We start from the raw sequence: 19758 nt of genomic DNA on the forward strand, positions 1-19758 counted from the left end.
ATAAATCAATTAATTATTTGTGCTCTCCTATCAGCTTCTCCATCCAGACCATGCTGTACCAGGTACCGAATTTATAGCCGCATTTATTGAACTTGCCTATCATGGAATAGCCAAGCCTCTCATGAAATTTAACGCTGTCTAATGTAAGATGTTCATCCTCATCATCCGGATAACCGATACACGCATACAGGTTCAAGATTCCCTGCGCTTTAAGCCTCTTCTCCAGTTCTTCATAAAGCATGCGACCGAGCCCCGCACGCCTTGCATCCTTCGCAAGGTATATGCTAAGTTCAACGCTCCACTGATAGGCATCCCTGTCCTTGAAGGTACTCGCGTAGGCATATCCCAGGATCTCTTTTCCCTTCTCTATAACGATATACGGATATTTCTGAAGAACCTTCTCTATTCTTCCTCTGAATTCTTCGATGGAAGGTGTTTCATATTCAAAGGTAATGGCAGTCTCTTTTACATAGTAATCATAGATAGCCACAAGCTCTTTTGCATCATCCGGCGTAGCCGTTCTTATGGAATAATCTGTTGTCATAGCATGTCACCTTTTCTGTATACATTATTTATTCAGTAGACCAATACTCTAATTATGATTCTTTTGAGCATAAAATCAAGGCACTCGAAATAAATAAATTTCATCCGGTGCAATGCTGATGAAACGCAGTTTCAAAATTGGCGTTTTTTAGTATTTTTTTAATAAATTTTAGAAGACTTTTACTTGACAATGTATTATCATTGTGATCATGAGAATAGTTGAGATACCACAAATGGCAGAAATAACCATAAAAATGGTTCATAACAATTCCGAGTGTTCGGTCAAGACAAGAGTGCTTACAACCTACGGCGAGGGAATCCTGGTAACACCGATTACCTGCGGAAATCAAACCGTTGATTATTGCTCCAAGGCAAGGATTGAATATACAGAGCCAGCCACGGGACTTAAGCACATCTTTGAGTCGGATTCCATAGCAAGGACAGATTTCAACGGCACTGATTTTCATGTCATCAGGGGAAAAGAGATCATTCTCTCCGACAGGAACAGAAAGGCTGAGAGATACATGGTCCAGGTCATGGGACAGGCAGTGGTCAATCACAGAAAGACCATAAATGTCATTGTTAATGACATTTCAGTACGCGGAATTTCTCTCCTTATCGGCAAGGACCAGTCCATAAACATGGGCGACGAGATAAACCTTAGCTTTTTCAAAGCCGGAACCATGAAGAGGATCAATACCAGATGCAAAGTAGTAAGGCTCTTCAAGGTAGGAATCTACAACGCTGCAGGGTGCGTTATAAGTGACATCGACAGTGACATCACCCTGTATGTCGCAGAGAAAAGACTTGAATATAACAGGAAAATGAACGTAAAAGTGGCGGGATGAACCGGACTGATCCGATAGTCATCCACGCCACTATTTTAATTCAAGCGAATCGGAAACATAGTATTTAAAACCCTTGTTTTTACAGTATTCATCTATTTCAGCAATCAGCTTTTTGTCTTTTGTGTACTCAAGAAGATAAATATCTGCACCTTTGGCAGCATACCTCTCGATATAATCAGTGAAGAACTCTCTGTCATCTTCATCTGCCGTTCCAAATCTGTTTTCATCCCAGATTATTTTTGAAAACACGCTCTCCTGATTGATTCCGGTTATAACATCATCCCAGTCTCCGTCCCCGGCGCAATACGCATCAAGAAAGTCATTCCCACTGTTGATCACGACTTCTTTGCCTGTATCCACAAGAGCTCTCATGATGCCTGCAAGTCCCTCCAGGATTTCCTCCGTGTTGTTTACATAATAAACATCACAGTTGTCTACAAAGAATCCGTCAATTTCCTTTTCCAAAAGCTCAGGCATAAGCCTGCCTGTAATAAATCTCTGCCACCTGTCGTCAGAAACATCGATCCAGCACTCATCTTCCCAGTGCTCATAAACTCCGATAGACAGGTCTTTATATTCGTCATAGTAGTCGCGGAAGTTTTCCAGCGATCCGACATTGATGTAACTGTAAACTTTTGTTCCGCTGTCCTTTATTTCCTGTATCTCTTTTTCCGAATAATACTGCGCATCTATGACAACGGTATTGTACTCCTTAAGCTTATCGGCATGGCCTTCAAGGCCAAGGAATACACCATAGTCGCGTTCCGGTTGTAACGTGGCTCCGCAAGCACTTAACAAAAGAGCAATAATCACAGCTAATACTACAGATTTGTTTCTATTCATGAAAGTGTGCACCGGCTTTTCTTTTTCAGATTTTAACTTTCTCCCAGACAAGGCCCTTCTCGGAAGTAAACTTCCTGCTCTCTTCCATAGGCATCGGTTTTCCGAAATAATAGCCCTGCGCTCTCTCACAGCCAATCTCTTTGAGGAATTCAAAGTGCGTCTGAGTCTCAACACCTTCGCATAAAGGAGATACGCCCATGGCCTTGGCTCCCTTTATTATATACCCCATAATCTTACCGGTCTTCGGATTATTATCATAGCTGCGGAGAAATACCATGTCGAGTTTCAGTACATCAAAATTATAGTTTGCTATTGTATTCAGGGACGAATATCCACTTCCGAAATCATCGATCCATACGTGATATCCCATCTCTCTCATCTTATCGCACTGAGATCTGATATAGCCCTCGTTCTCATTCAGAGAGCTCTCAGTGATCTCGAGATCCAGCATATTCCTCGGAACATCATACCCAGCCCTGGTTTCTTCCACAACTCCGAAAATATCGCACAGTTCGAAATCCAGTCTTGAGATATTTACAGAGATAGGAACAAGCTCTTTTCCCTCATCTCTCATCTGCACATAGTCCTTGCATACGCGCTTGACCACGAAAGTATCCACCAGATGGATCAGATGGAACTGCTCCAGAGTGTTGATAAAATCGCCGGGAGACAGCATTCCCATTCTGGGATCTATCCAGCGAACAAGCGCCTCATAACCACAGATTTCTCCGGTCTTAACACGGATAACGGGCTGGTAAAAGACCTTTATGTATTCATGTTCGATTGCCTCATCAATATGGTCTATGACGTACTGCTGCTTGCGCAGATTCTCTCTTAGCATCTCATCGTATACGCAGTAATTGACGTCATGTCTGTGCTTGATGCTGTTACAGGCAAGACGGGCATGATCGCAGGCAAGGCCAATCTCAGCGCGCCTGTCATCGAGGTAATAGATACCTGCTTTGATCCTTACCTTTTTGTTTACATCTTCAGTTAGAAGCATGGTCCTGTAGACTTTTTCAACCTTCTCAACCACGCTCTCTCTTGAGCCTGTTGTACATACCACAAAGTGATCGTCTGAAAATCTTGCACATATACCTCCAATGTGGAAGGTTTCCCTGATAGCTTTGGCAAGATCGCATAAAAGCTCATCGCCAAGCTTAAATCCGTTTCTCTCATTAAACAGTTTAAAGTTTGGGATATCAAAATGGATAAAAGAAATATCTTCATGCCAGCTCTCATAGGACCCAAGGAACATCTGAGCTCTCTGATAGAAAAAGGACATGTTAAGAAGTCCCGTAAGATCATCCGTCTCCTGATTGGCAGAGAGGATTTCTGCCTCGGCGAAGGAATTACGATTCTTATTGAAGTACTCGTTCTGATCTACATCAACGATATAGACATAGTAATAGCTCTTGCCGTCATCCCTGTGAAGAAGATGTCCAAAATCCTCCACATAACGTACCTTCCCGCTTTTGGTCACAATACGGTAGCGGACATAGTCATGTTTCTTTTCCCCAAATATAGTCTGGGCCTGGATCTGATTGACGATTCTCTTGTAATCATCAGGATGCACCATACCCTTAAATGTTCCACCGGTGAGTTCTATGAATTCGCCCATATTCTCGCACTCATACATTTCGAGAACATTGGGTCCGGCATACAAAACGCTCTCGATCTCCGTGGCCTCATAGATAAAAAATCCTCCCGGCAGACCTTTTGGAATAATACCACTGATACCTGCGTCATGAAACCTTTTTCCCATAAATTCACCTCGCTATAACGAACAAAAAGAAACAGTAAATCATTAATGGGTACACTAAGATTTTATGATTAAATCGGTACGGATGCAAGAAAATAATAAGGCCGAAGCACACTTATGCTCCGACCTTAGAATCGTTTATTTTGCTTAGTCTTTCTTTTTCTGAATTGCCATTATCAGGGCTGCTGCAGCTGCCATTATGATGATGACCACTCTGATATATCCCATGGCGTCATCTGAGGTCACACCTCTTCTTGCACCAAGTACCTCCGGAAGGTCTGCACTTCTGCTTGCTCCCATTACAACAGGCTCGCTTGCCAACGCAACAGGCTCACCGGTCAACGTAACAGGCTCACTTGCCAGCGCAACGGGCTCCCCATCAGGGATTTCGAAAGTTACTGGCTCCTGAGGAGATGAAGGATTCTCAGTCTGAGCAGGTTCTGCAGGGCTTACAGGAACTACAGGATCTGCCGGATCTTCAGGAGTTACGGGATCTACCGGATCAATTGGATCTACCGGATCAACAGGGTCTACCGGAGTTGCAGGGTCTATTGGATCGACCGGATCTTCAGGATCAACAGGATCAACCGGGTCAATCAGATCATCAGGATCTATTGGATCTACAGGGTCTGCAGGATCTACAGGGTCGACCGGATCTTCAGGGTCCTCAGGATCAACAGGGTCCTCAGGCTTGAGGATATTGTTAAATGTAGCTCTGTTTGTACCAAGGAAAGAGATCAGCGCTGCGTGCATCTCATCGTTTGCCTTGAAAGAATAATCGCTCTCATCCATCAAAGTCTCGGTGCCATCTGATATTCTGTAAATACTTACTTTTTCTATCTCATATTTATCAAGACTGAATTCTTTACCTCCGACCTTCTGGGCAGTGGCATTTTTGTGGACCTTAACTTCAAGTCTGTACTTTGTTTCATCTCTTATAACATTACTGTCCTCAACTTCATCTTCAGCAAGGAAGTAATTGTATGTTGCAGAATCTCCTTCTCCGGTGAAATTCTTCTGGTTAAAAGAGATTTTGCCGGAAAATCCGATCTGTCCCTGAGAATCATTCATTCCGCTGAGCACTTTCTCGCCGTTTTCATCAGTCACTGAGAATGAATACACTCTGTTCTCCATGGAAAGCTGTTCTCCCTCCGGTGTGAAGAGCGCTTTTGTGGCTGAAATCTGCAGTGACTTACCTACGGAGATAGCATTTGCTCTGGGGTTACCCACTATCATATATCCGTTACTGAGAATACCCCCACCGTGTGTATATGATTCATTATTTATGATCTTAACAAGAGCATCTTTCTTTGCCTTTTGAAGCGCATCATCACCTACAAGCTGAGCGGTAATTCCCATAACATAGCTGGCAACATAGAGGCTGTCATCTTCTGAAATCTGAGACTGATCTACGCTTCCCTTTACATCGGCACCTCCAAATACAGACTTTTCTACAATACTGTTCAGAGCACAGAAATAGTCATCGTATCCGCTCTCCATGAATGTAGGATTCTGCTCTGCATAAGTGTGATCATCATGCTTGGCTGATCCTTCTCCGGAAACATGTATGTTGTTCCTGTCTCCGCCTTTGTTGTTAAATACCATGGCAAGACTGTCATCATCACCAAAGACAAATACACGTCCTGTTGAACAGCCTGCAAGTCCGCCACCAAAGCCTCCTGCAGTATTACCTGTTATCAGAGTTTCTGAAGGTACGACTATGCTTGATGCGTCAGATACGAAGATTGCTCCGCCGCCCCAGTCCTGATAGGATTCATTCGGATTTCCATTCTTGTCGTATCCGGTCTTATTACCTTCGAGTAATCCGCTTTCAAGAGATGCTGAATTGTTACCACCTCTGAAATTACCGATAATTGCTATTGCTCCGCCTTCATGTTTCTCAGCGATATTACCGCTATAAGTTCCGTTGATATAAAGCTCATTTCCCTCGAAAAGAATCGCACCTCCGCTGGAAAGCGCATAGTTATTTGCAAAGGTATTACTCTGATCAACTGTAAGATTCTTTTGTCCCTTGTAATAAATGGCTCCACCACCGGATCCCCAGCCATCCTGATACGAAGAGTTGTTTGTGAAAGTCATCTGACTGAGCACAAGATCATCTTCAAAGTCACGTAAGCTGATTGCACCACCTTTTAATCCGGCAGTATTATCCGTGAAGCTGTTTTTCGTTTCGGCATCAGATAAAAACACTGATTTCTCGGCGTAGATAGCACCACCATCAACCTTTGCCTTGTTACCCGAAAAAGTGTTATTTCCCAGTGTTGTGAGTGTGGATCCTGTTGCGAAAATAGCTCCGCCGTTTGTTTTATTGCTGTTATCTGTAAAATTGCAGTTCTCAATTTTAAGCTGCGCATTGTTTGCAAACACGGCATTGTTAAGCTTTGAAACAGTAACTCCCTGAAGGCTTACGCTTGAACCGTTGTTGCACTCAAATGCAGCTCCGACATCCTCAGATTCCTGCTGTCCGGTTACAGTACCATTCAGTACAGTAAGGCTCTTTCCTTCATCAACAGCAAAAGTAGCTGTGGACTGAGCTACAGTAATCGTCTTGCCATCAAGGTTAAGAATTGTTTCATCTTTGCCTGCTACGCCATCAAGGCCGCTTCCGACTTTAACCCATCCCTGCTGAACTGTTATGTCCTGAGTGAGCTTTATCGCTCCACCCTTCTTAAGTGCTTCGCGAAGCTGCTCCTCGTTCTCAACGAGTGTGTATTCCGGTTCCAGAGATAATGATGTTATCTGACCTTCTCCATTGTTCTGAGCATTATCACCGCTTTGACCATCTGCATTGTTCTGACCATTCAATTCCTGCTTATTTTCATCTTTCGTGTCATCTGCAGGATTCTGAATATTCGAAACAGGCTCTGTGCTCTGAGCAGGTACTGGATTCTCTTCAGGAAATGAATTTCCTTCAGGTACCTTATCCTCCTCAGGTACTACATTCTGAGCAGGCTGAACCTGCTGTAATACAACTACATCATCCTGTGCAGGAATTGTAACAGGCTCTTCTATGATATCCTGCTTAGGATCAATATCTTCTGTTGCATAAACTGTTGTGCTAAACTGTGAAACCAGCATAAATGCTGTAAGGCTCATTAGCGCTATAGATTTACATGCCTTGTAAAACCTCTTCTTCATTTCATAAAACCTCATAAACTTCAAACACAAATACAAAATAAAAACGTTTTTATGATTAAGTGATATGAATCATACCATAACGTTTTATAGTTTGCAATATACAGTTAACATTTTATTAATATCGCACAATTATCTCCCGATTTAACGGTGTATTATTTATTAAAACGTTTTTATTGGTCTAAAGTATTTAATGATTTCGTCCAATAAAAAGCCGGAATACATCCCATTTTACTGGTTTGTATTCCGGCTTCTATTGCCAAATTTCCTGTCTGATCTTATCAGTTAAGATGCCAGATATCTCTGTTATACTCTTTTATAGTTCTGTCTGATGAGAAGTAACCTGCCTTAGCGATATTGGTAAGCATCATCTTCTTCCACTTATCGCGGTTTTCGTAATCTGCAAAGATCTCATCCTTCTTGGCGATGTAGCTCTCGAGGTCAAGGAGAGTCATGAACCAGTCCTTGTTAAGAAGCTCGTCATGGAGTCTCTTTAAGTTCTCCTTGTGACCAACCTTGAGGGCTTCCTTGCTTGTGATGAAGTCTACTGCCTGCTTAACCACTTTGCTCTTCTTGTAGTAATCCTTAGAAACATAATCAGCCTTCTTGTAGTGCTCGATAACTTCTTCTGCACTCGCACCGAAGATGTAGATATTGTCATCACCTACAAGCTCATGGATCTCTACGTTAGCGCCATCATCTGTTCCGAGAGTTACAGCACCGTTAAGCATGAACTTCATGTTACCTGTTCCGGATGCCTCCTTGGATGCCAGTGAAATCTGCTCTGATACGTCGCAGGCAGGAATCAGTCTCTCAGCATAGCTTACGTTGTAGTTCTCTACCATGACAACCTTCATATACTTGTTAACATCAGGATCGTTATTGATGATCTCCTGAAGAACAAGAATGAGATGGATAATGTCTCTTGCAATAACATAAGCAGGAGCTGCCTTGGCACCAAAGATAAAGGTGATAGGTCTTGCAGGCTTCTTGCCGCCCTTGATCTCAAGATACTTGTGAATGATGTAAAGAGCATTCATCTGCTGTCTCTTGTACTCGTGAAGTCTCTTAACCTGAATATCAAAGATAGAATCAGGATCAACCTCTACTCCCTCGTGCTCCTTGAGATAAGCAGCAAGCTCTTTTTTCTTGCCCATCTTGATCTCTTCGAGCTTATCAAGAACTGTCGGATCATCTATATGATCAAGGAGCTTCTCGAGCTTATTTGCATCCTTCTTGAAGCCATCGCCGATGGTCTGTGAAAGGAAGTCAGCCAGAGGATGGTTGCAGGAAAGGAGCCATCTTCTGAAGGTGATTCCGTTGGTCTTATTGTTGAACTTCTCAGGATAGATCTTGTAGAACTCGTGAAGCTCAGAGTCCTTAAGGATATCGGTGTGGATAGCTGCTACACCGTTGATTGAGAAGCCGTAGTGGATATCGATGAAGGCCATGTGGACTCTCTTATCCTTATCAATGATCTGGATCTTAGGTCTTCTCTTATATTTCTCGCGAATTCTCTTATCAAGCTCCTTGATATAAGGTACAAGCTGAGGAACAACCTTCTCAAGGTACTCAAGAGGCCATGTCTCAAGAGCCTCGGCAAGGATTGTATGGTTTGTATATGCACAGGTCTTGCTTACGACATTGATGGCTTCATCCATTGAGAATGCCTTCTCCTCTACAAGGATCCTGATGAGCTCAGGAATGATCATTGTAGGGTGAGTGTCGTTGATCTGAATTACGGCGTGGTTATGAAGCTCGTGAAGGTCGTACTGACGCTCCTTCTGCTCTCTTAAGATGAGCTGAGCTGCGTTTGATACAAGGAAATACTCCTGGTAAATACGAAGAAGATTTCCGTTCTCATCTGAATCATCGGGATACAGGAACAGAGTAAGGTTCTTATCAGTCTTGGTCTTGTCGAAGTCGATACCCTTCTTAACAAGACTCTCATCGATTGTCTCGATATCGAAGAGACGGAGCTTGTTAACTCCTGTGTCATAGCCGACAACGTTCATGTTGTAGAGGCGTGATGTTACCTTCTCTTTGCCAAAAGACACTTCGAAGGTAGTGTCGGTTTTCTCAAGCCAGGACTGATCCTCGATCCAGTCGTTCTTCTCTGCGCACTGAAGATGATCTTTGAATACCTGCTTAAAGAGTCCGAAGTGATAGTTAAGTCCGATTCCCTCGCCTGCAAGGCCAAGAGTTGCAATTGAGTCAAGGAAGCATGCTGCAAGTCTTCCAAGTCCGCCGTTACCAAGAGATGGCTCAGGCTCGCACTCCTCAATAGCTGCAAGGCTCTTGCCGTTCTTCTCAAGGATCTCCTTAACCCTGTCATAAACTCTTAAATTGATAAGGTTGTTGGAAAGAAGCTTACCGATAAGGAACTCCATTGAAATGTAGTAAACCTTCTTCTCTCCGTTGGAAACCTCTGCCACATCCATAAGACGTGTTGTCATCTCGAGAAGTACATAGTATGTCTCCTGATCTGACAGCTCCTTAAGATTCTTTCCGAATTTCTCATTAGCGATGTCTTCAAGCTGTCCCTCAAGATTGGTTACAAGTACATCCCTTTGCATGTTTGTGTGCTTTGCCATTGCGTATCTCCTCTCATATGAATCCTTAGCAATAGTGTTATAAAACATATTACTGTGGAAAACGTTTTCTCAAATTGACTTCCTAAGAATACCACAGGAAAACGTTTTCCGCAAGTATCATTTCAAAAATCTACAACACAGTGCTGACTGCTGTTTATACACTGCCAAGCTGCATCCTGTAATACTTCTCATACAGGCCGCCCTGCTTGATAAGCTCTTTGTGCCTGCCTCTCTCCTTAATTCCGTCGCCGTCAAGAACAATGATCTCGTCGGCTCCGAGGATAGTGGAGAGTCTGTGAGCGATGGTGATAGTCGTCCTGCCCACAGAGAGCTTTTCAAGACTCTCCTGAATATATCTCTCGCTCTCATTATCAAGAGCACTTGTAGCCTCATCAAGAATAAGTATAGGCGGGTTCTTCAGGAAAACTCTGGCTATAGCGATTCGCTGTTTCTGTCCGCCCGAGAGTCTTGCTCCCCTCTCTCCAACTTCAGTATCAAAGCCCTTTGGAAGAGTTTCAATGAAATCCAGAAGGTCAGCATTTTTCGCCGCCTCCACAATTTCCTCCATTGTTGCACCCTCTTTGCCGTAGGCGATGTTTTCTTTTACGGTGCCGTTAAAAAGATATACATCCTGCTGAACAATACCGATGTACGACCTCAGTGATTTCTGTGTAACATCTCTTACATCGGTTCCGTCTATCATCACGCTTCCGCCGGTAACCTCATAGAACCTCGGAAGGAGTGAACAAAGCGTGGTTTTTCCGCCGCCGGAAGGTCCGACGATAGCCACGTTTTTGCCGGCATCCACATGAAGATCAACATGGTTAAGGACCGTCTCTTCTTTTTCGTAGGAAAAAGACACATCCTTGTAATCTATAACGCCCTTGACGTCCGAAAGCTCTTTTGCATCAGGTCTGTCAACAATCGTGGGCATGGTATCCATTACTTCACAGAATCTCTCAAATCCCGCCATGCCCTTCTGAAGCTGCTCCGTAAACTCCACGAGAACATTTACAGGATTGATGAAAATGTTGATGTACAGGGCATAGATTGCCAGATCTTCGCCGGTCATCTGTCCCTTGGCAATGAAATAACCACCGGCCACCAGGACAGTTACAAACATCATTCCTTCAAAGAAGTTATTGCCCGAAAAGAACAGCGCCATCTGCCTGTAGTTAGCTTTCTTTGAATCAAGGAACGCTGTGTTGGAACGGTCAAATTTCTTTTTCTCAATATCCTCTCCTGTAAAGGACTTAACAACTCTGATTCCTCCAAGAGTGTCCTGAAGAGAAGAATTGATACCTGCTATCTTCTTACGATTATCGGAAAATGTTGCTCTCATGCGTTTATTCTGCGTCACGGCAAATACAGCCATGCATGCCACAACAAAAACAAGACACATTGTCATCGGCACATTGATGCGCATCAGAAGTATGAATGATCCGATTATCTTGATTATTGAAATAAAAATGTTCTCAGGGCCGTGGTGTGCAAGCTCCGATATATCAAACAGATCGGAAACGAGCTTACTCATCATCTCGCCGGTATTGTGCGTATCGTAATAGGAAAAAGAGAATGCTTCAAACCTGTCAAAGAGCTCACTCCTCATCCCAGACTCGATCCTCGCTCCCATCATGTGTCCCTGGTAAGTAACATAGTATCTGCACAAAAGCCTTACCACATACATCGCTATAAGCAGGAATGCTATAATCCCGAGTCTGCTCAGTATCACACTGCTCTCTTCCAGGAAAAGAGTGCTTCTGAGTATCCTGAGGAACTGAGGAAATGTAAGGTCTATGATTGAGAGAATGGATGCACACAAAAGATCCATTAAAAACACGCCGATATACGGCTTGTAATACGGTATAAATTTCTTTATCAGCTTCATTTGATTATGTCCTCATATTTCATTCTCACGAGAGTATGAGGAAGGATAACTTCTCTGCCGGGCTGCCCCTGCATCAGGCGGCTGAGCTCATCCAGAGCTTCTTCGGATATCTTGACGAAATCCTGTTTCACCGTATTCATCTGTTTCCCCACATACCCCATAAGTATTATTCCGTCAAATCCGCATACCGGGCGGAATATATCCATATCAATAAGTGCTTTCATGGCTCCGATGGCCATAAGGTCGGATGCGCAAACCACGCAATGGTGGTTTTTGGCAAACTTCATTGTGATCTCCCGGGCTTTGAGCTCGGAAAACTTGCCACTGCGTACAGTGAGCTTAAGGTTCTTTTCACTGCAGAGCTTCTTGATGCCCTCGAGCCTCTGTGCTGTAACATAGCCGTTTTCATCTCCGGAAATATATAGAACCTTTTTACACTTGTTCTCAGTGATGGTCTTTTTGGCCACGTCATACTGAGCCTGTACGTTGTCCACACTTATGCATGATGTCGAAGCTCCCGTCATTGGCGCATCCACAACCACCATCTTGAAGTGCTCACTCTTTATCAGCTTGTGGACCACTTTATCCTTGGTTGTGAGGCCGTATACTATAATGCCCTTGATACCCTGGGATTCAAAGTAACTTGTGACCTCCTCCACATTCATGTCTTCAATCATCGATGTGAAGACAGTGATCACATCCAGCTGCAGCTCTTTTGCCCGGTGAACCGCACCGGAGATATACTGCATGCTGATCTCATCGCTGGCTTCAGTATTTAAATTGAATTTTATCAGGAGCGCTACTCTGCCGGTTTTCTTGGAAGAAAGACTTGCTGCCACTGCATTGGGCACAAAGCCTAATCTGTCCACCACTTCCATTACCTTGGCTTTGGTGTTCTCGCTGACGTTTGGATAATTGTTAAGGACCTTGGAGACTGTTGAAATGGCAACTCCAGCCTCTCTGGCCACATCTTTGATTGAAACCATTTTTACCCCACCTGCCGGATTGTCTTTTAGATCTGCCAGGAAAGCGTTTTCCAGGCATAGTACTACTATATGACCTGTGGCACTATTTGTCCATAAAATATCTATAAAAAAAGCAATATAGCGCCTTGTAATGATATAATTATAACTATGAAAAAGATAAATTTTATCGCAATTACAATTATACTTTCTCTGATACTCTCATCCTGCGGTTCTACACAAGTTGCAGGGGAAATAGGCACTAACTCCGCTGTGCAGAAGCCTTCGGCATCCGAGTCCACAGACGAACCCCTGCCCAAGACCTACGATCAGAGTTCTGTTAAAGTGCGCCCTGACGACGGCAGAACCGTAATTGGCATATCTATGCCTGATAAGCTGCTTGAACGCTGGAATCACGACGGAACTTTTTTGAAAGAACACTTTGAAAAAGAGGGTTGCGAAGTTGTTTTAAAATTTGCCAACAATCTGATAGACACACAGATAAACGATATACGTTCAATGATTGATGAAGGAGCAGATCTTCTGGTGATAACAGCCGTGGATGGTGCCGCTCTTTCTTCGATTCTTAAAGAGGCTAAATCACAGGGTATAAAAGTTGTAGCTTACGACAGACTTCTGATGAACTCAGATGCAGTGGATTATTATGTGTCCTACGATAACTATAAGGTCGGAGTTTTACAGGCAGAATATATCATTGAAGCCCTGAGGCTTAAGACTTCAAGAGACAGTAAAAACATAGAATTTGTAACCGGGGATCCTGTAGATAACAATGCAAGATATTTTTATCAGGGCGCGGTTGATACCCTGCATCCTTATCTGGAAAACGGCAAACTCCGGGTGATTTCAAATCAACAGGGCTTTTATGAGACTTCAACTGCACAGTGGTCAACTGACATCGCACAGCAGAGACTTCAGATCATATTAAACTCATATTATCCGGAAAATGTTAAACTTGATGCTGTTCTATGCGCCAACGATTCCACTGCCCTGGGCGCAACAAGAGCGCTTGAATCAGATTATACCGGCACCAACAAAGTGATAGTTACCGGTCAGGATGCCGATGTTCCCAACATTTACAGCATCATTGAAGGAAAGCAGAGTATGACCGTGTTCAAAGCCCTCAGAGACGAGTCTGTTGTAGCCGTTGCTTTGGGCCTTGCAATCTTATCGGATGATACTCCTGACGGACAGCTTATAACGAACTCAGGTTGGGGGTTTGATTGCACCTATAACACTACTGATTACGACAACGGAAGCAAGATTGTTCCTTCTTTCCTCCTAAGTCCGATCACTGTAACAAAAGACAATCTGGAGGAGGAACTGTTCGATACCGGCTACTACGCAAGAAACGGCGCAGGTTTAATCTACGCCGTTGAATAAAGTATAACCGTTTCGACCTTTTCCCTTTGTGACATAAAGAGCCTTATCCGCGCATTCAAGAACAGTTTCCGAATCATCGGTGTCAATCGGATACATCGCGCAGCCAATACTTACAGTTAGCTTTAAATCGCCCTTCGATGTTTTGAAGGGCTTTTTTGTGCTCTCCAATATCTCTTCGCAGATCTTTCTTGCCTTCTGATGATCGGGTTTAGTAAATAATCCGCAGAATTCATCGCCTCCGAGCCTTGCAAATGTCAGATTCCTGTCTGTAAGCTTTTTCAGCCTCTGACCAACTCCTACTATTACCTCGTCGCCAACGCTGTGACCGTAGGTGTCGTTGATATCCTTAAAATGGTCGACATCCAGCATGATAAGGCCATAGGCTTGAGACTGTCCTATTGCCTGATTCATGTCCTCAATTATCTTCATCCTGTTAGGCATCTTTGTAAGGAAATCTGTTCTGAGCATTCTCTTCCTGCGCCTGTTTGAAGAGTAAAGAAAAGTGATCATCACCACAAGCAGGATCAGTATTACAAACACCAGATTGCTTATCATCTTGTTATCACGATAGAATCTGGTAAAGTGCCAATGCTCGTTAAGGATTACCGAATCGGAAGGAAGCTGGGAATACTTGATTCCAAATTTATCCAGTACACTCTGCTCAAAATATGTATCAGTCAGCATATCAGTCTGAAGCGGCATGTTGTCTGCAGATTCTCCGTTTAAGATCCTTTTAGCTGTCTCTCCCGCTATTTTCCCTGCTTCGTAATTAGAATATGAGATTCCGCCAAAAACGCCATGCTCAATGTTCGCGGATGAGAGCCTGAAGATTGGCACTTTTGGAGCGTTGTCACTTATAAAGTCAGCTGCATTCTGAAGGGAGTAATTATTCTTTTCCCCGTCTGTTGTAAAATCAAGAAACAGGATAATGTCTTTTGACCCAAGCTCTTTAAACACGTCTTCAAGGCCCTTCGCCGTGTAATAAGATGTGTTTACGATGTTGTACTCAAGATCCGGATGATTCTCTTTAAACTTCATGAACTCTACATAATCACCCTGACCGGCAACTGACGAGTCCAGGACCACCACCATATGGTACCTCTCCGGGAAAAGAGCTCTCATAAGGGCATAGTTACCCTCAAAGTCCGGACTTTCAGCGATTCCCGTTGCATTTTTCATAGCTGCAGCCGTAACAGCCTCTGTTTTGTTGTTTATTCCCATAAAGACCATGGGAAGATCCGGAAACATCATAGACCTGTTATTTATGGCGTATCTCAGTGCAGTATCATCTGCCACCGCAATAAGGTCGTAATCTCTTGCAGAAAAGACCTTGTACTTAACGTACTTATCAAAATTCTGAATATCAATGGCTCCGTAGTATTTGTCTGAATCCATGAATTCATAGGTGATGTCCGAATTGATGCCTTCCATTCCCTTTTTAAAACCCTCGAGCTGATCGGGAACAGTGGCGTTAGAATAACTGTAAGAAGATATAAAAAGAACTCGAAATTGCCGCTCTAAGTCATCCTGTGCGTGGGCTTTCGGCGCGCAGGAAACAATAATGATCATTGCTAAAATTGTCAATGCAAAGCAGCGTCTTACTTTTATCATAATGTACCTAAAAAGGTCCGGCCATAAAGCCAGACCTTTTTCGCTCATTTATTTAGCCACAACCTTTGTGCCCTTGTGCCTTACGATGGCACTGCATCCACCATTCTTGATCGTTTCTTTGACGAATGCATTCATGATGTCGTTGTAGCCGGTCTTGCCTTCTTTGTTAAAAGAGGTCTCAAGTGAGTCAAAATCATTGCCTTCATAAACTATTGCCATTGAGTTATTATCAGAAGTCTTCATCAGGAAGAGGGTCCTGTCGCCACTCTTTACAGTAGTGTATTCGTAATCTTCCGAAGACAGGAAGCTCTCAATATCCTCAACCGCACCTTCCATAGCATCAGCAGCTGCATCCATATCCATCGGAACAGGGGTCTGATCTATCTCTGCAGTATCGACATCGATAACGGGAGCTTCTGCTGCAGGTTCCTCAATAGCAGGCATCTCTGCCGGTGCTTCCTCAGCTGCTGCCTGTTCAGCTGCCATCATTGCTGCTGCCACAGGATCAAGATCTGCGGTCTCAGCTGCAGGAATCTCCTCTGCAGGAATTTCAGGCATCGGAGTCTCCTCTACAGGAGGTTCGGTAATTGCTTCTGCCGCGAAGTCTTCCATAGGAATTTCTGAAGGTGCTTCCTCTGCCGGGGCTGCCTCTGTTACAGGAACATCTGCCGGCATCTCTGCTGCCGGGGCTGCTTCTGCTTCCATCATTGCTGCCATTACAGCGTCCATCTCAGCCGGTGCTTCCTCTACAGGAGTTTCCTCCATAGGTGCTTCCTCAATAACGGGCTCAGTCAGAGCATCTACTTCTGCGTTTAATATAGCATCAAGATTCTCGCCTGCTGCCGCATCCTCTGCAGGGGCTTCTACAGGTGTTTCAGTAGGCATCACTACAAGGATCTCAGGTTCAGATGCAGGGATATCTACAGGCATTTCCACCGGTGCTTCTGCTGCCGGTGCTGCCTCTGCCGCTGCCATTGCTGCCATTACGGCATCCATATCTGCAGGTGCCTCTTCAACTGGGGCCTCTGCCGGAACTTCTTCTGCAGGTGCTGTCTCTGCCGCCATCATCGCTGCCATTACAGCGTCCATCTCAGCAGGAGCTTCCTCTGCAGGTGCTTCTGCTATCGGAACATCAGTCGGCATTTCTACCGGTACTTCCGCTGCGGGAGCTGCCTCTGCTGCTTGCGCCGCAGCTGCGTCTGCCATCATTGCTGCCATCACAGGGTCAATATCTACAGGCGCTTCTTCTGCAGGTGCTGCCTCTGCCACATGAACATCAGCCGGTATCTCTACCGGTGCTTCTGCTGCTGCCATCGCCGCCATCATTGCATCCATATCTACAGGCGCTTCTTCAGCCGGCGCTGCTTCTGCCACAGGAACATCAGCCGGCATCTCTACCGGCGCTTCCGCTGCCGGCGCTGTTTCTGCTGCTGCCATCGCCGCCATCATTGCATCCATATCTACAGGTGTTTCTTCTGCCGGTGCTGCTTCTGCCACAGGAACATCAGCCGGCATCTCTACCGGCGCTTCCGCTGCCGGCGCTGTTTCTGCTGCTGCCATCGCCGCCATCATTGCATCCATATCTACAGGCGCTTCTTCAGCCGGCGCTGCTTCTGCCACAGGAACATCAGCCGGCATCTCTACCGGCGCTTCCGCTGCAGGTGCTGCCTCTGCTACCGCCATTGCCGCCATCATTGCATCCATATCTACAGGCGCTTCTTCTGCAGGTGCTGCCTCTGCTACAGGAACATCAGCCGGCATCTCTACCGGAGCTTCCGCTGCAGGCGCTGCTTCCGCTGCTGCCATTGCCGCCATCATCGCATCAACATCAGTCGCACTCTCAGCTGTTGCCATTGCTGCCATCATTGCATCAACATCGACAGGTTCAGCAGGTGCTTCTTCTGCAGGAGCTGCTCCTGCGTCAGCCATTGCTGCCATTGCAGCTGCCATAGCGTCTGCTTCTGCTGCTTCTGCCGGACTTGGAGCATCAGCTCCCGGAGCCGCCAGAATATCTTCAAGATTAGGGATATCTTCTATTGGTGCCTGCTCTGTAGCTTTCTTGCGCCCACGTTTAGGCTTTGGTGCTTCCTCAACGGGCGCAGCCTCTGCCGGAGCTTCATTCGCTCCCATAGCCGCTAAAAGATCATCTACATTCGCAGTCGAAAGATCCTGTCCATTAAGAATATCCTGAGTGCTCATGCCTTCCATGCTGATTCTCCTTTCATGCTAGCAATTATATTTGAAAGTATTAATAGTCGGAATTACACACATATATTATCGCCCAAATTCGTCAGAAAACATAGTAAATTTTCTATAAATTCCGCTATATCGTAAATTACTTAAGATTTTCTTAATGTCATTTACTTTCCTCTCAACATTTGCTATATTGTGTTCCGGTGTATCCATGTGCGGTGCTTCAACCACACACACCAGATGTCCACCTGCATTCGCAGGAACATTCCAACTTTTACCAGAGGTTATGCCTCTTATTGAAAAGCAATCATTAGAAAGGGTATGTACTATTGAATCAAACGCAAATCTATATTGAACGTAAACTGGAATTGGAAACATCCATCAAGAAGCTTGAGAGTCAGCTATCCTCAATGCCGGAAGGAACTATTGTATGTTATAAACATAGGATTGGTAATAAGAAATACCCGCAATTCTACAAACAGATTGTGGCAAACGGAAAAGCAAGGAGACAGTATCTTTCGCATAAGAATACTGCCGAAACTAAAATTCTGGCGCATAAACTATTACTTTCAAAACAACTTGCAGATATGCAAAACGAGCTGACTTGTGTAAATTACTATATCAACAATCGTAAGTTTGAGGATTCTTCAAAACTCTTGTCCATAGGCTCGCCTTATAGAAAGCTGTTATTGGAAAATGATCCTTTATTAGACAATTGGGAATATCTCCCTTACAACAAAAGCACTGACCATCCAGAGCATCTCAACACTCCGGCTCCAAAAAATGAATTAGTCCGATCAAAATCTGAAGCAACTATTGCCTACATCTTATACTCTCACGGTATTCCCTACAGATACGAAGAAATACATGATATATACGGATATTCCATCGCAACTGATTTTACTGTAATGCATCCAAAGACCGGTCAGATCATTCTTTGGGAGCACTTTGGACGTTGCGATGATCCAGGCTACCAGAAGACTGTTGATTTTAAAATGTATCGATATATCCGAGCCGGTTATCTGCCAGGAGTAAACTTCATCACAACCTACGAGGACAGCAAGCATCTTCTGGATCCTATGCTGGTCGAGGAGATTGTAAAAAAGTTCTTCCTCTGAAATTTACCTGTCTATGCACCAAGAAGGCTCCTCTCTGCCATAAAACACAGCTCAGAAAAAGATTTTGTGCAAGCTTTTTACCTGTCTAGCTACCAAGACTGTTCCCTCTTGCCATAAAATACAGCCCAGAAAAAGATTTTGTGCAAGTCTTTTACCTGTCTAACTGCCATGATAGCGCCTTCCTGCCATAAACCATTCCTAACGTCTACCACAATCCAAACAAATTCCCCATTGCCACAAAAAAAGCCATAGCTTCAAGAATTTCTCAAAGCTATGGCCCATCTTTCTTATATCATATCGCTCCGACTAACTACATCAAACCTTCTCAGGTTCAGGATACTCAACACCAAAGGTCTCAACCGTAACGGTCTTCATCTTCTGTTCGTTAACAGGCTTGTCATTCCAGTCAGTATCTGTTTCTGCGATCTTGTTTACGACATCCATGCCCTCAGTAACCTTACCGAAAGCAGCATAATCACCGTCAAGGTGAGGTGATGTCTTGTGCATGATGAAGAACTGTGAACCTGCTGAATCAGGCATCATTGATCTTGCCATTGAGAGAACACCCTCGGTGTGCTTAAGATCATTCTTAAATCCGTTTGATGAAAACTCTCCCTTAATGCCGTATCCGGGACCACCGATTCCGATTCCTTCAGGATCTCCGCCCTGAAGCATAAATCCCTTAATGACTCTGTGGAAAATAAGTCCGTCATAAAACTTTTTGTTAATAAGTGAAATGAAGTTGTTAACTGTGTTAGGTGCAATCTCCGGATAGAGCTCTGCCTTTATAACATCTCCATTTTCCATTGTTATTGTAACTATTGGATTCTGTGCCATTT

Annotated in this window: 13 protein-coding genes; 3 read left to right on the forward strand and 10 right to left on the reverse strand. The window is 44.3% G+C overall.

Going from position 1 to position 19758, the window contains the following annotated elements:
* Window positions 1-13 precede the first annotated feature (13 nt).
* Complete coding sequence (locus G590_RS0102755; RefSeq protein ID WP_022764146.1) at window positions 14-544, reverse strand: GNAT family N-acetyltransferase; 531 nt, start codon at window positions 542-544, stop codon at window positions 14-16.
* A 232-nt stretch (window positions 545-776) separates the two neighbouring features.
* On the opposite strand from G590_RS0102755, the gene G590_RS0102760 reads away from it, so the two are divergent.
* Window positions 777-1391: a PilZ domain-containing protein gene (locus G590_RS0102760; protein WP_022764147.1), complete on the forward strand. Its 615-nt coding sequence runs from the start codon at window positions 777-779 to the stop codon at window positions 1389-1391.
* Between the two features lie 30 nt (window positions 1392-1421).
* Here G590_RS0102760 and G590_RS0102765 read toward each other — a convergent pair whose 3' ends face one another.
* The 6 genes from G590_RS0102765 to G590_RS0102790 all read right to left on the reverse strand — a co-directional run bounded on the left by G590_RS0102765 (window position 1422) and on the right by G590_RS0102790 (window position 12620).
* Complete coding sequence (locus tag G590_RS0102765; protein ID WP_026493878.1) at window positions 1422-2234, reverse strand: endo alpha-1,4 polygalactosaminidase; 813 nt, start codon at window positions 2232-2234, stop codon at window positions 1422-1424.
* A gap of 25 nt (window positions 2235-2259) precedes the next feature.
* The gene (locus G590_RS18175; protein WP_022764149.1) at window positions 2260-3999 is read right to left on the reverse strand and encodes a bifunctional diguanylate cyclase/phosphodiesterase; all 1740 of its coding nucleotides are present in this window, start codon (window positions 3997-3999) and stop codon (window positions 2260-2262) included.
* Between the two features lie 144 nt (window positions 4000-4143).
* Window positions 4144-7155: a right-handed parallel beta-helix repeat-containing protein gene (locus G590_RS21485; protein ID WP_022764150.1), complete on the reverse strand. Its 3012-nt coding sequence runs from the start codon at window positions 7153-7155 to the stop codon at window positions 4144-4146.
* Window positions 7156-7433: 278 nt separating this feature from the next.
* On the reverse strand, window positions 7434-9746 hold the full coding sequence (locus G590_RS0102780) for a glycogen/starch/alpha-glucan phosphorylase (RefSeq protein WP_196802460.1): 2313 nt from the start codon (window positions 9744-9746) through the stop codon (window positions 7434-7436).
* Between the two features lie 154 nt (window positions 9747-9900).
* Window positions 9901-11634 carry an ABC transporter ATP-binding protein gene (locus G590_RS0102785; RefSeq protein ID WP_022764152.1) on the reverse strand — a complete coding sequence of 578 codons (1734 nt, stop codon included), beginning with the start codon at window positions 11632-11634 and terminating at the stop codon, window positions 9901-9903.
* Complete coding sequence (locus G590_RS0102790) at window positions 11631-12620, reverse strand: LacI family DNA-binding transcriptional regulator (RefSeq protein WP_022764153.1); 990 nt, start codon at window positions 12618-12620, stop codon at window positions 11631-11633. Before G590_RS0102790 ends, G590_RS0102785 begins: the two co-directional genes overlap by 4 nt.
* A gap of 147 nt (window positions 12621-12767) precedes the next feature.
* Here G590_RS0102790 and G590_RS0102795 point away from each other — a divergent pair, with 147 nt between their 5' ends.
* Entirely contained in the window at window positions 12768-13997 is a 1230-nt protein-coding gene (locus tag G590_RS0102795) for a substrate-binding domain-containing protein (RefSeq protein WP_022764154.1), read from the forward strand.
* Here the strand turns inward: G590_RS0102795 and G590_RS0102800 are convergent.
* Window positions 13977-15608: an ABC transporter substrate binding protein gene (locus G590_RS0102800; protein WP_196802461.1), complete on the reverse strand. Its 1632-nt coding sequence runs from the start codon at window positions 15606-15608 to the stop codon at window positions 13977-13979. The two genes, G590_RS0102795 and G590_RS0102800, sit on opposite strands and share 21 nt — an antisense overlap.
* A gap of 48 nt (window positions 15609-15656) precedes the next feature.
* A complete protein-coding gene (locus tag G590_RS20355) occupies window positions 15657-17816 on the reverse strand; it encodes a hypothetical protein (RefSeq protein ID WP_022764156.1) in 2160 nt (719 codons plus the stop codon).
* 395 nt (window positions 17817-18211) lie between these two features.
* Here G590_RS20355 and G590_RS20360 point away from each other — a divergent pair, with 395 nt between their 5' ends.
* Window positions 18212-18919 (forward strand): hypothetical protein, encoded by a 708-nt coding sequence (locus G590_RS20360; RefSeq protein ID WP_155828713.1) that lies wholly within the window; start codon window positions 18212-18214, stop codon window positions 18917-18919.
* 315 nt (window positions 18920-19234) lie between these two features.
* Here the strand turns inward: G590_RS20360 and G590_RS0102820 are convergent, their stop codons facing one another.
* Entirely contained in the window at window positions 19235-19756 is a 522-nt protein-coding gene (locus G590_RS0102820) for a peptidylprolyl isomerase (RefSeq protein WP_022764158.1), read from the reverse strand.
* Between the last annotated feature and the right edge of the window lie 2 nt (window positions 19757-19758).

Origin of the sequence: Butyrivibrio sp. XPD2006 (genome assembly GCF_000420865.1) — a bacterium.
Lineage (GTDB): Bacteria > Bacillota > Clostridia > Lachnospirales > Lachnospiraceae > Butyrivibrio.

Excerpts from the sequence above, each read along its gene's own strand:
- G590_RS20360 (WP_155828713.1), top strand. The coding sequence starts at position 18,212 with ATGCCGGAAGGAACTATTGTATGTTATAAACATAGGATTGGTAATAAG.
- G590_RS0102760 (WP_022764147.1), top strand. The coding sequence starts at position 777 with ATGGCAGAAATAACCATAAAAATGGTTCATAACAATTCCGAGTGTTCG.
- G590_RS0102790 (WP_022764153.1), bottom strand. The coding sequence starts at position 12,620 with ATGGTTTCAATCAAAGATGTGGCCAGAGAGGCTGGAGTTGCCATTTCA.
- G590_RS0102785 (WP_022764152.1), bottom strand. The coding sequence starts at position 11,634 with ATGAAGCTGATAAAGAAATTTATACCGTATTACAAGCCGTATATCGGC.
- G590_RS0102820 (WP_022764158.1), bottom strand. The coding sequence starts at position 19,756 with ATGGCACAGAATCCAATAGTTACAATAACAATGGAAAATGGAGATGTT.
- G590_RS18175 (WP_022764149.1), bottom strand. The coding sequence starts at position 3,999 with ATGGGAAAAAGGTTTCATGACGCAGGTATCAGTGGTATTATTCCAAAA.
- G590_RS20355 (WP_022764156.1), bottom strand. The coding sequence starts at position 17,816 with ATGGAAGGCATGAGCACTCAGGATATTCTTAATGGACAGGATCTTTCG.
- G590_RS0102780 (WP_196802460.1), bottom strand. The coding sequence starts at position 9,746 with ATGGCAAAGCACACAAACATGCAAAGGGATGTACTTGTAACCAATCTT.
- G590_RS0102795 (WP_022764154.1), top strand. The coding sequence starts at position 12,768 with ATGAAAAAGATAAATTTTATCGCAATTACAATTATACTTTCTCTGATA.
- G590_RS0102800 (WP_196802461.1), bottom strand. The coding sequence starts at position 15,608 with ATGATAAAAGTAAGACGCTGCTTTGCATTGACAATTTTAGCAATGATC.
- G590_RS0102755 (WP_022764146.1), bottom strand. The coding sequence starts at position 544 with ATGACAACAGATTATTCCATAAGAACGGCTACGCCGGATGATGCAAAA.
- G590_RS21485 (WP_022764150.1), bottom strand. The coding sequence starts at position 7,155 with ATGAAGAAGAGGTTTTACAAGGCATGTAAATCTATAGCGCTAATGAGC.
- G590_RS0102765 (WP_026493878.1), bottom strand. The coding sequence starts at position 2,234 with ATGAATAGAAACAAATCTGTAGTATTAGCTGTGATTATTGCTCTTTTG.